This is a genomic window from Vibrio pacinii DSM 19139 (genome assembly GCF_000711795.1).
Classification (GTDB): domain Bacteria; phylum Pseudomonadota; class Gammaproteobacteria; order Enterobacterales; family Vibrionaceae; genus Vibrio; species Vibrio pacinii.
Genome location: NZ_JONH01000018.1, coordinates 1 through 12,341, shown reverse-complemented (window position 1 = coordinate 12,341; position 12,341 = coordinate 1). Strand labels below are relative to the sequence as shown.

The 12,341-nt window shown below is 45.6% G+C and carries 12 protein-coding genes and 1 riboswitch; of the genes, 3 read left to right on the top strand and 9 right to left on the bottom strand.

From position 1 onward, the window contains the following. Positions 1 to 73: 73 nt before the first annotated feature. Complete coding sequence (gene asnC, locus BS19_RS12140; protein ID WP_038175563.1) at positions 74 to 538, top strand: transcriptional regulator AsnC; 465 nt, start codon at positions 74 to 76, stop codon at positions 536 to 538. Between the two features lie 50 nt (positions 539 to 588). On the opposite strand, the gene tsrA is transcribed toward asnC, so the two are convergent. Beyond that, positions 589 to 876, bottom strand: coding sequence for an H-NS-like global regulator TsrA (gene tsrA / locus BS19_RS12135; RefSeq protein ID WP_038175562.1), 288 nt, complete (start codon positions 874 to 876; stop codon positions 589 to 591). An 83-nt stretch (positions 877 to 959) separates the two neighbouring features. Further along, entirely contained in the window at positions 960 to 2,153 is a 1,194-nt protein-coding gene (locus BS19_RS12130; protein WP_038175561.1) for a multidrug effflux MFS transporter, read from the bottom strand. A gap of 110 nt (positions 2,154 to 2,263) precedes the next feature. Between BS19_RS12130 and BS19_RS12125 the strand changes: the two genes are divergently transcribed. After that, entirely contained in the window at positions 2,264 to 3,232 is a 969-nt protein-coding gene (locus tag BS19_RS12125; RefSeq protein ID WP_038175560.1) for a LysR family transcriptional regulator, read from the top strand. A 70-nt stretch (positions 3,233 to 3,302) separates the two neighbouring features. Then, positions 3,303 to 5,093, top strand: coding sequence for an aminopeptidase P family protein (locus BS19_RS12120; RefSeq protein ID WP_038175559.1), 1,791 nt, complete (start codon positions 3,303 to 3,305; stop codon positions 5,091 to 5,093). A gap of 78 nt (positions 5,094 to 5,171) precedes the next feature. Here the strand turns inward: BS19_RS12120 and thiH are convergent, their stop codons facing one another. The 7 genes from thiH to crcB all read right to left on the bottom strand — a co-directional run bounded on the left by thiH (position 5,172) and on the right by crcB (position 11,916). Beyond that, entirely contained in the window at positions 5,172 to 6,284 is a 1,113-nt protein-coding gene (gene thiH, locus BS19_RS12115; RefSeq protein ID WP_038175558.1) for a 2-iminoacetate synthase ThiH, read from the bottom strand. Between the two features lie 14 nt (positions 6,285 to 6,298). Then, positions 6,299 to 7,063: a thiazole synthase gene (locus BS19_RS12110; RefSeq protein WP_038175557.1), complete on the bottom strand. Its 765-nt coding sequence runs from the start codon at positions 7,061 to 7,063 to the stop codon at positions 6,299 to 6,301. A gap of 4 nt (positions 7,064 to 7,067) precedes the next feature. Continuing rightward, positions 7,068 to 7,277 carry a sulfur carrier protein ThiS gene (thiS, locus tag BS19_RS12105; RefSeq protein ID WP_038175556.1) on the bottom strand — a complete coding sequence of 70 codons (210 nt, stop codon included), beginning with the start codon at positions 7,275 to 7,277 and terminating at the stop codon, positions 7,068 to 7,070. Positions 7,278 to 7,280: 3 nt separating this feature from the next. After that, positions 7,281 to 8,048 (bottom strand): HesA/MoeB/ThiF family protein, encoded by a 768-nt coding sequence (locus tag BS19_RS12100; protein WP_038175555.1) that lies wholly within the window; start codon positions 8,046 to 8,048, stop codon positions 7,281 to 7,283. Beyond that, entirely contained in the window at positions 8,038 to 9,300 is a 1,263-nt protein-coding gene (locus tag BS19_RS12095; RefSeq protein WP_038175554.1) for a thiamine phosphate synthase, read from the bottom strand. The genes BS19_RS12100 and BS19_RS12095 overlap by 11 nt, the downstream gene beginning before the upstream one ends. Further along, the gene (thiC, locus tag BS19_RS12090; protein WP_038175553.1) at positions 9,300 to 11,240 is read right to left on the bottom strand and encodes a phosphomethylpyrimidine synthase ThiC; all 1,941 of its coding nucleotides are present in this window, start codon (positions 11,238 to 11,240) and stop codon (positions 9,300 to 9,302) included. The genes BS19_RS12095 and thiC overlap by 1 nt, the downstream gene beginning before the upstream one ends. A gap of 125 nt (positions 11,241 to 11,365) precedes the next feature. Continuing rightward, positions 11,366 to 11,464, bottom strand: a riboswitch (TPP riboswitch). Between the two features lie 68 nt (positions 11,465 to 11,532). Then, positions 11,533 to 11,916 (bottom strand): fluoride efflux transporter CrcB, encoded by a 384-nt coding sequence (crcB, locus tag BS19_RS12085; RefSeq protein WP_038175552.1) that lies wholly within the window; start codon positions 11,914 to 11,916, stop codon positions 11,533 to 11,535. Positions 11,917 to 12,341 lie beyond the last annotated feature (425 nt).

Here is a 12,341-nt window from a genome sequence, read left to right as displayed (position 1 = left end):
TAGATATAATTGTATCACCTTGGTGATAATTTGTACTTAACCCAACCAGCAAACTTAAATAACAAGGACTTCCATGCAAGCTCAACACACCAAACTGGATGATTTAGACAAAGCTATTTTAAAAACCTTGATGGAAGATGCTCGTACGCCTTATGCAGAAATGGCAAAGCAGTTTGAAGTAAGCCCAGCGACGATTCACGTACGAATAGAAAAGATGAAGTCTGGCGATATCATTCAAGGCACCGAAGTGATCGTCGATACCAAAAAGCTTGGCTATGACGTATGTTGCTTTATCGGCATCAACCTTAATGCGGCGCGTGATTACCACTCTGCACTGGAAAAGCTCAACGCTTTAGAAGAAGTCGTCGAAGCTTACTACACCACAGGTGCTTATAATATTTTCGTCAAATTAATGTGTCGCTCTATCGAAGAGCTACAGCATGTCTTGATCGATAAGCTCCAAGCCATTGATGAAGTACAGTCAACTGAGACCCTTATCTCACTGCAAAATCCTATCAACCGCAATGTGAACCCATAAAAAAGCTCGCCTATTTTCGATAGGCGAGCTTATCAGTCTTTACTGTCGAGCTATTTTTTATTGGCTAAGTAGAGCTTGAGATCGTCAACCGAGATGCCTTGCTCGGCGATCTCTTTGGCGAGTGAATCAACGCGCTCATCTTTACGTGATTCAATCACTTGTTGAAACTGATACACCATATCGCGTAGTACTGGTAAAGGAACTTGCTTGGCTGCGCTGCGAATACGCTCACCACTTTGACTGCCTAACTCGTTTAAGATTCGACCAAACATTACTTTTTCTGGAGCTTGTTCAAGTTGCTCCAAAATACGAGCCATCTCGTAGGTTGTCATTGACATCGTTGTGTTGTTTCCACATAACTCGATATTTGAAGCTCAAATATACAGCGTTTATATTGTTTATCAAGGCTTGTCTAACCAGATTATGCCACCGCATAATGCCAAGTTTTGCCGGCTCTCGACCATAAGATTGCCAGCGCAGGTGCTACAATTAGCATTAAAGTGGCAATCACTATTTGCGGTTCCATACCAAGACGCTGCACGGTTCCAACAACAAGGCCCGAACCACTCATCTGGAATAAGCCAAGCAGTGCCGCTGCAGTACCCGCTTTATCACCAAATGGGGCTAATGCTTTGCCTGCCGCCGCACCTAGAATCCAAGCAAAGCCAATCGAAGAGAAGAAGATTGGCAACATAAAGGCCAGCGCTGTCGCATATTCCATTAACGCGAGCATCATAAATCCAGCGATGACCAAGGTAACAATACCGACTGTTAGCGCTAAGTGAGTGCCAAAACGGTCCATAAACCTAGGTGCAGCCATACAAGCAATAATGTTGATCACGGCGTTAATCCCAAACCAGAAGGTGAATTGGTTCATCGTTAAACCAAGATTTTCCATCAAAACCACTGGCGCGGATGTTACATAGCCAAGGATGACGGCCATCGCTAACATGCACAAACTCGCATGAAATAGGAATGATGGTGTTTTCACCACATCAAGATAGCGATTTAATTTAAACACCGGCTCTTTGCTCATTTCAGGATTGGTCTCTTTCATCCCAAGCCATAACATCGTGAACACCACAACAGCGAAACCCGCCATAAAACTAAAGTTCGCACGCCAGCCAAATTGTTGAGTCAGCCAACTGCCCAAAATCGGCGCCAGTGCTGGAATAAAGCAGATCGCGCCATTGAGGTAGCTGATCATCTTGCCGCTCTTTTGCGGACCAAACATATCGCGAACTGTTGCAAAGGCTGCTACCGATGTCGCACACGCACCTAAGCCTTGTAGCAAACGGGCTGCGAGCATCCACTCAATGTTTTGAGCACTCCACGCCAATAAAGCGCTCACTGCGTAGATACTAACGCCCCCCAATGCAACAGTTCGACGTCCGAGTTTGTCTGCAAGTGGCCCAGCGAATAACTGGCCGACCCCCATCGCAAACAGAAACCATGTAATTGTGTCTTGTGCCAATGCATGTTCCACGTGGAACGTCTCTGAAATAATTGGCAATGCTGGTAGATAGATATCAATCGCTAATGGACTAAATAGAACCAAAAGAGTCAACAACACTAATTGCTGCTTTTTGGGTACTGGGTAATGGATCGATTGCACTTCTATCTCCGCTGAATAATGACTAATGAAAACGGCTTGATAGTAGTCTAAACTAGATATGCCCACCAATGATAATTAGTCATCAGCATTATTCCGGTAGAGAATTTCTTATGAATATTGAAAAGTTGGCGCGAATTGACCTCAATTTGCTGGTTTGTTTACGCGTTTTGATTGAAGAGCTTAATGTTACCCGCACTGCGCATCGACTGTGTCTTAGTCAGTCGGCGGTCAGTAAAAACCTGGCCAAACTGCGCAACCAATTTGATGACGCACTCTTTATTCGCCATGCCCACGGATTAAAGCCGACACCCAAAGCTCTGTTCTTAAAACCCAAACTCGAAATCATTATCAATCAATTAGAGCAACTGACTCAACCAGAGGTGTTTCTGCCAAGTTGCAGCGATTATCGTTACCAAATTGCGGCCGTTGAAAGTGTTTATCCGCTGATTTTGCCACATTTTCTTCCTGAAATTTTCAAACAGGCGCCTCAGGTCACAATTAGTACCCATGCGTGGGCAGATGACACCTTCCGCCGCATTCAACGGGGCGAGATCGATTTAGGTATCACAGGTAAAGATATTGATATCAATGACGCTAAGCTGACCATGCTGCCGCCAAGCGACATTTGTGAGCATGAGATCTATCGTGACCGCCAGATGTGCCTTGTGCGTAACAACCACCCTGCAATCAACCAGCCTTGGACGCTCAATAACTACCTTGCCCAGCGCCACGTTCAAGTGCGCTGCGATGGTAATGAGCGCTGGCTGCTCGATTACCGTCTCGCGGATATGGGCAAAGAGCGTGATATTGGCATTACTGTCCCCGACTTTAATAGCGCCGCGAGTCTGTGTTCTTATACTGATTTTGTTTTCACGGCCCCTAGCCACTTTGTTGAGTTGGCCTCAAAGCAGCTGAACCTCACCATGCTGCCATTACCGATGGAATTTCCTCCCATGGCGTATACCCTATTTTGGCATCGTGATAGAGAGAATGATCCTGCTCTGTCGTGGATTCGACAGATTATCAGTGACAAAACCATCGATTTGAGATCATTTGCAGCTAGCGCGCAAAAAGAGTAGCTTAGTCGCATTGTCCGAGCGATTAGATGTCGTTGATAAGGACGTTATAACAAATGAAGGATTAATTTCGATGCTTACCAATACTGAACAGCGTTTGACAGCCATTCGTCAGTGGCTCGCACAACGTGATATTGATGCCCTACTGGTTCCTCACGAAGATGAATATCTCGGTGAGTATGTTCCGGCTCATAACGAGCGTCTCCACTGGCTCACCGGATTCACCGGTTCTGCGGGCGTCGCTGTTATTACTCAAGATAATGCCGCTATTTTTGTTGATGGCCGTTATACCGTTCAAGTAACAAAAGAAGTACCGGCAGAACAATTCGAGTATCGTCATCTTATTGAAGAGCCCGCTCTCGACTGGGTGATGCAAAAACTCACTAAAGGCGCTTCCATCGCCATCGATCCCCGTATGCATAATTCAGCATGGTTGGAAATGGCGCAAGCAAAACTCGCGGCATCACTAGAGCTTAAGATTCTTGACAGTAATCCCATTGACGAGTTGTGGCACGACCGCCCAGCACCCGTAGTGTCTGACGTTCGATTAATGGCAACCGAAGCGGTTGGTCAATCCAGTCAAAGCAAGCGCCAAGAGATTGCTCAACGTGTTGAAAATGCCGGAGCTGATAGCGCGGTCATCACGGCATTGGACTCCATCTGTTGGCTGCTCAATGTGCGCGGATTGGACGTATCACACTTACCGGTATTGCTCTCTCATGCCATTATTCACGCTGACGCTAGCGTCGAATACTTTTTAGACCCAGCACGTCTTCCAAGTAACTTTTACCAACATGTTGGCAGCAAGGTAACGGTTCATCATCCTGACGCATTGCAAACTCGCCTTGAAGCACTACAAGGTCAGAAGGTCTTGCTTGATCCAACAACCAGCAATGCATGGTTTAAACTGATATTACAAAATGCAGGGGCTAACGTGGTGAACGCGGCCGACCCTTGTTTGATGCCCAAAGCCGCTAAAAACGCCGTCGAAATTGCAGGAATGAAAGCGTGTCATATCCGTGATGGTGTCGCAATGACCAAGTTCCTCTGCTGGTTAGATGCCGAAGTGCTAGCAGGAAACCTTCATGACGAAGCAACGCTGGCTGACAAGCTCGAAGCATTTCGTCAGCTAGATCCAACCTTAATGGATCTCAGCTTTGATACCATTTCCGCAGCTGGGAGCAATGCGGCAATGTGTCATTACAATCATGACAACCAACCTCAGCCAGGAAAGCTCGAGCTTAACACCTTGTATCTTGTCGATTCTGGTGGTCAGTACTTAGATGGCACCACTGATATCACGCGGACCATCGCCATCGGCCAGCCGAGCGATGAAATGATCAAGCAATTTACCTTGGCATTGAAAGGTCATATTGGTGTTGCTCGCGCACGTTTTCCTAAAGAGACCCGTGGCTACCAAATTGATACCCTAGCGCGTCAGCATTTATGGGCTGAAGGTTACGACTATGACCATGGCACAGGCCACGGCGTCGGTCATTTTCTGAGTGTCCATGAAGGGCCTGCAAGTATTTCGAAGCGCCTTATCGATGTGCCACTCACTGAAGGCATGGTGCTATCGAATGAACCAGGTTACTACCGCGCCGATGCATTTGGCATTCGCATTGAGAACCTAGAGTTGGTTGTAGAAACTCCGACCAACGGCGACTTCTCTGTGCTGTCGTTTGAGTCTTTAACGCGTTGCCCTATCGACAAACGAAACATTAACGTTGATATGTTGACCCGACCTGAACTAGCTTGGCTCAACGACTACCATCAAAAAGTATGGGACGACATCAGCGCGCTGGTAGAAGGTGACGTGAAACAATGGTTACACGCAGCAACCCAGCCGCTAGTCCATAACTAAGGCTTTCTTTATTTAAGATATGCAAAAGGGATTGATGTGTACATCAATCCCTTTTTTATGTTTCACGTGAAACACTAACTAGCCGGAGTATGCCGAATGCCAATCTCGCCATACCGGATCAAACCCTCTTGAACGAATTATTGATTCGACCGATGCGGCACTCCGTTCATCACTGATCTCAAACTGTTCCAGCTCAGTGGCATCATTCGCATACCCGCCAGGTTGCGTTTTCGATGCCGCTGACATCGACGTAATTCCAAGCGGCAACACATTATCACGGAACTCTGGCGACTCTCGAGTTGATAGAGATAACTCCACTTCAGGGTTAAACAAACGATATGCGCAAATAAGTTGGACCAGTTGCTTGTCACTCATTACCGATTTTGGCTGCAGTGCTCCTGCACACGGCCTTAAGCGAGGAAATGAAATCGAATATCGAGTTTGCCAGTAGGTTCGTTCCAAATAATCGAGATGCGCAGCGGTAAAAAAACAATCAGTGCGCCAGTCCTCAAGCCCAATCAGTGCGCCGATACCAATCTTATCGATCCCTGCTTTCGCTAAGCGATCAGGAGTATCGAGCCGAAACTCAAAATCCATTTTATTACCACGTAAATGGTGCTGAGCATAAGTTGATGGATGATAGGTTTCTTGATAGACCATCACCGCATCTAAGCCTAAGGCTTTCAACTCTGCATACTCTTCTTGCTTAAGCGGTTGAACTTCCATCGCAAGATAATTGAAGCGTTGTTTGATCTGCGGTAACACCTGACGAAAATAGTTCATTCCTACTTTAGTTTCGTGTTCGCCTGTTACCAGTAGCACGCTATCAAACTTCATTTGCTTAATAGCATCAATCTCTGCATCGATCTCTTGTTGATTGAGCGTTCTACGCTTAATGCGGTTCTCCATCGAAAAGCCACAGTAGGTACACGCATTAGCACAAAGGTTAGACAAGTACAGGGGAATATAAAGCGACATGGTATGGCCAAATCGCTTACGAGTCAGAGCAAACGACTGTTGTGCCATTTGTTCAAGATAGCCTTCCGCTGCCGGAGAAATCAGTGCTTTAAAATCCTCCAAATCGCGCTTGGGTTTACTTAATGCACGCTCAACATCAACGCTGGTTTTGCTGTTAATTGATAAGTTGATATCGTCCCAATCCAACTGTTTAAAGTGTTCGACGAAACTCATGTCCAGCTCTCACTCTAGTTATTCAGAAACGAAGTCAACGGACTCGAGGCAACCGCGTGTGACACCTTACCAGCCAAACCGGCTTGATACGCGATGCTCCCTGCTTCTACTGCCAATTTGAACGCTCTCGCCATAGCAACTGGATCTGCGGCAGCGGCAATTGCAGTATTGACCAGAACAGCGTCGGCACCCATCTCCATCGCCCTTGCCGCATGAGAAGGAGCTCCAATTCCAGCATCAACAATGACCGGAATCTTAGCTTGGTCGATAATAATCTCAATGAAGTCATGAGATGCTATTCCCTTGTTTGAGCCTATTGGCGCACCTAGCGGCATGACTGCGGCGCAACCAACTTGTTCTAAACGTTTGCACAAAACCGGGTCAGCATGGCAGTAAGGTAACACCACAAAACCATCTTTAACCAGTTGCTCGGCTGCCAATAGGGTCTCAATCGGATCTGGCATTAAGTATTTTGGGTCAGGATGAATTTCCAATTTCAACCAGTTGGTACCAAGCGCTTCACGCGCGAGGTGAGCTGCAAAAATGGCATCTTTGGCGTTCCTCGCCCCTGACGTATTTGGCAATAAATCAACTCCCATATCGACAAGCGGCTTAAGAATGTCATCTTGTTGATTGTTCACGTCGACGCGCTTGAGTGCCATTGTTGACAGCTGAGAGCCCGAAGCTTTAATCGAATCTGCCATTATTTGGCTATTAGCAAACTTACCCGTTCCCGTGAACAGGCGTGACTGAAAGGTTTTGTTAGCAATCGTCAACATCCAATTACCCTCCTGCGATAGCTTGAAAGAGTGAGATAGCATCACCTTCATTTAAGTGCGTAATTGACCATTCACTACGCGGTATAACCGTATTGTTAATCGCAAATACGCAGCCAATTTCGGGTAACGAAAGCTGTTCAATAATCGCGGTAAGCGATCGGTTTGGTTGCACATGATGAGCTTGGTCATTTATCAGAATTCGAACCGTTTCCATATTTCAACTCGCTTTTTTATGCTGTGCACATACTCTACATTCAGTGTCAGACCTAATGGTTAAGGTTTGCCATTTGAGGCTCTTACCATCGAATAGATGTAATTGATTGGATTTGAAACCGACGTCATCTAACGCCAACACTTGCAACGTAGCTAACGCTTGATAGTTACCTATCGTGCCAACGACTGGGCCGATAATACCGCTATCACTGCACTTTAATGCGCGGTCAAAATCTTCCTCGGGAACCAAACACTGGTAGCAACCCGTTGTGGATTGGACGAAATTAAATACGGCAAATTGCCCCCGCCAACCAATTGCTGAGCCGGAAATTAGCGGTTTAGCTTGACGATGACAGATCCGGTTAATCAAATGCCGCGTTGGTAAGTTATCGCTGCAATCTAACACCGCATCAGCCATCATCACTTCTAAATTAAGTTGGTCCTCATTCAATCGCCGATTTAACTTACGTACATTGAGTTGACCGTTGATGCTCTGCATCTGATTTGCCATTGCATCGACTTTGTTGCTGTTGATGTCACTTTCTCTATAGATGACTTGTCGCTGTAAGTTACTGGTTTCAACAATGTCATCATCGCTGATCACTAAATTGCCAACACCAGCAGCAGCCAAATACATACCAGCAGCACTGCCCAATCCGCCACAACCGATGATCAGAACCGAACAACGGTTTAGCCTTGATTGCCCAACCTCGCCAATCTCTGGCAACGCGATTTGTCGTTGGTATCTTAGAAACGCACTATCACTCAACATAACTTAACTCCTTGCTATGCGCACGAGTGGCCATAACATGGTTAAATGCTTGAATCACACTTTGCGGTTCAGGAGATAAGGTAATCGCCCTAACCACAGCTAAGCTCGATACACCACATTGCCATACATTACTGGCGTTGGTTAGGTCGATACCACCAATCGCAACGGTTGGCACACCAACATCGTCAACATAAGGTATGCTATTGATTAGCTTTTGATACAGAGCCAAGCGCACCAGTCCTTGAGGTTCAGACGGCATTTGCTTGGTTGTGGTAGCAAAGATATGGCCCAATGCGATATAACTCGGCGCAATCTGAACAATTCGAAGCAGCTCGTAATAGCCGTGTGTCGAAAGTCCAAGTCTAATACCAGCATCGTAGAGTAGTTTTAGATTAGATTGTTCTAAGTCTTCTTGACCCAAGTGAACACCGTATGCACCGTGCTCTATTGCAAGCTTCCAATAGTCATTGATAAAGACTTGTGCCCCATACTGCCTTCCAAGTTCAATCGTTCGCTTTATCTGTTGCTCCAAGTCCTCTTGATCTGGGTTCTTAATCCTAAGTTGAATGGTTTTTACACCTAGTTGCAGCAATCGTTCTACCCAATCAACACTATCAACGACAGGATAGAGCCCCAAGTTGCGATCCGTTACAGTTTTAAATTGAATCTTATGTTGATTTACTCCCCAGCCCACTTTGATGCCTAGGCGTGAATCTTCAATAACTGGCGTGGGGAATTGTCTGTAGTCATGAGCCCATGTTTCACGTGAAACATTGCTCATTGCACGCGCCAAGGTCAAACAGTCTTCAAGCGGAAAATCGAGAGCAAACAGGGTCGTAACCCAAGCCAAGTGATGAGTATTGTTCGCTTCATTAACTGAATCAAAATATAGAGCTCGAGTTTCATTAGTTAATGGATGATGCCAGATATCTAGGTAACGGTTACCGTCTCGAACAGCTAAACACACTGTGTTTATCGCTTGCTCGGAGCAATGCGACAACGGAATAGTACTGTTATAGCTAAGGACGTAAGAGGATAAATAGTCTTGGCTTTCACAAGGAGCCAAATCTGTATACAGATCTGCCAACAAACCAATAGTGCCATTGTGCTTAGCGACTAAAATGGTATGAGTTGGACTTACGCCCAACTCAATACCATCGACTATAAATCCTTGTTGATTCGCTCGTAATAAGCATTGCTGAACAATACCTGTAAGCTCAATACAATCAGCAGGAATAAGGATTTTAGTCATCACTCCTCCACTTGAGCCGTCACAGCTGGGTGATATAGTTCTGAACCCGTAGCGAGAAATTCTTGTGATTTCTGACGCATACCTTCAAGCGGGTCATCCAACATCTTGATAGATACAGCATGGTCTGCAGCAACTTGCTCAGTATCTTTGGCGTACTCTCGCACCTCTTGTGATATTTTCATCGAGCAAAACTTGGGACCACACATTGAGCAGAAATGAGCGACCTTACCTGACTCCTGTGGCAAGGTCTCATCATGGAAAGCTCGCGCAGTTTCAGGGTCAAGGGCAAGGTTAAACTGGTCTTCCCACCTAAATTCAAAGCGAGCTTTAGACAGTGCATTATCACGCACTTGTGAACCAGGATGGCCCTTGGCTAAGTCAGCGGCATGTGCTGCAAGCTTATAAGTAATCAAACCGGTCTTTACATCTTCTTTGTTCGGTAGCCCCAAGTGCTCTTTAGGTGTGACATAACAAAGCATCGCACAACCGTACCAACCGATCATTGCAGCGCCGATCCCGGAAGTAATGTGGTCATAACCAGGAGCGATATCAGTGGTCAAAGGACCAAGGGTATAGAAAGGCGCTTCATGACAGTGCTCAAGTTGCTCCTCCATATTCTCTTTGATCATATGCATAGGTACATGGCCAGGGCCTTCAATGATGACCTGTACATCGTATTCCCAAGCGATCTTAGTCAATTCACCTAAAGTACGTAACTCTGCAAACTGCGCTTCATCGTTAGCATCGGCAACTGAGCCCGGACGCAGTCCATCACCGAGAGAAAGTGCTACATCGTACTTAGCACAGATTTCGCAAATTTCACGGAAGTTGGTATATAGGAAACTTTCCTGATGATGGGCCAAACACCATTTAGCGATGATTGAGCCACCGCGAGAAACGATGCCAGTGACACGTTTCGCCGTCATTGGCACATAACGTAACAATAACCCTGCGTGAATAGTAAAGTAGTCTACCCCTTGCTCAGCTTGCTCAATCAACGTATCGCGCATCACTTGCCAATTAAGGTCCTCAGCGACACCGTTAACCTTTTCTAGTGCTTGATACATAGGAACCGTCCCAATTGGCACAGGACTGTTCCGCAGTATCCATTCTCGAGTTTCGTGAATATTACGCCCGGTCGACAAATCCATTACGGTATCGCCACCCCAACGCGTTGCCCAAACCAATTTCTCCACTTCTTCTTCAATTGACGACGATACCGACGAGTTACCAATATTGGCGTTCACTTTGACTAAGAAGTTCCGGCCGATAATCATTGGTTCGGACTCAGGATGGTTAATATTGGAAGGAATAATTGCCCGACCTTGTGCGACTTCTTGTCGAACAAATTCAGCAGTAATGTCTTTAGGTAGGTTAGCACCAAAGCTGTGCCCTGGATGCTGTTGGTTTAATACCTCGTCGCGATATTTAGCTCGGCCCATATTTTCACGTAGCGCGATATATTCCATCTCTGGCGTGATAACACCTTTACGTGCGTAATGGAGTTGAGTGACACAATGGCCAGCCTTAGCACGTCGTATATGGGGTAGATTGCCATAGCGCAGATCATCAAGCGTCTCGTCTTCCAACCTTTCTTTTGTGTATACAGAGCTAACATCATCAAGAATTTCAGTATCTGCTCGCTCTTCAATCCAGCCCTCTCTAAGCTTAGGTAAGCCACTGTAAAGGTCGATAGAGTAATCAGGGTCTGTGTATGAACCAGAGGTATCATAAACACGTACAGGCTCGTTTGGCTCGAAGCTTGGGTTATCTTTTGTGCCACCGACTAAACTGTCAGCGAGAGTGATTTCGCGCATCGGTACACGAATATCAGCACGACTTCCTTCGACGTAGATTTTTTTTGAATTTGGGTACGGCTGTACCGATAGAGTATCAATGAATTGTTTTGCTTCCAGTCTCGCTTGCTTGCGACTCGACATAGCATTTTTCCTTATTATGAATAATTTTGGATAAAAATGCTTGGCGGAAAGATGCGACAAGAGGAATCGAAAATAGGGAAGAACCCTAAATCAATTTTGGATAGACGATCAGCATGATGCTGATGGAGATATCTTCTCTCGTTCCCTTCGCAGATACTAATCTGATCAGGTTCAACGGATCCCGAATTAACGGTCTCAGCCTTTAGGCACTCCGACAAGTGAAATCAGTATATAAAAACGGCTTGGTTAAACCAAGCCGTAAGTTCTAAAAATAGTCAGATGTGATAACTGGTTAGCTTTTAATCAAAACTTGAAAGCCAATCCAAGCAGCAGAAATACTCAAAAAGACATTTAATAGTATGTTTAGCCCCATTTTAACAAAGGCACCTTGCTGCATAAGCAGAACATTATCCATAGAAAAAGTGGAAAATGTCGTTAGTGCGCCGAGAAAACCTAAGCCGATAATTTGCCGCCATGGCTCAGGAGCAAGGATCTCATTTTCAAATGCAGCGACCAGTAGACCCATAACAAAAGAGCCAATAACGTTAACGGTGAGCGTTCCGTATGGAAAGCCCCGGCCGAATAACTGAACACACAACTCGGATATTAGGTAACGAGAACATGCGCCAAAAGCCCCACCCAGAGCAATAAAGCTCAATATTGAAAATTGACCCATTAGTCTCTCCTAAAAGTGATGACATGATTCTACCGATAATGAGTGAATTTTCGACAAAAAATTCAGCAATATCGTCCCATCAACAGGATTACTTTAAAAAAGTTACAGCTGTCACGTAAATCAACCTTGAACATAAAAATCATTCCCCCTACTGGATATGAACCGCTACAAGTTTTGGAAAGCAGTATGACGTGATTCTTATGACAGTTTGGGGCGGAAATCCTAAAGTATCTATCTTTGTTGACGCTAGATAGCAAAAAACCTCAACCGAAACTGAGGCTTTCTAACCCAAAAGGGAAATATGGCAAAGGCGGAGAGATTCGAACTCCCAACACGCGCTGATTTTCGGTATTGGCGGGATCCGCTGCTCTGCCAATTGAGTATTACAGTAAACTAATCCAAACGGCAGATGTAAAAAAGCCCCA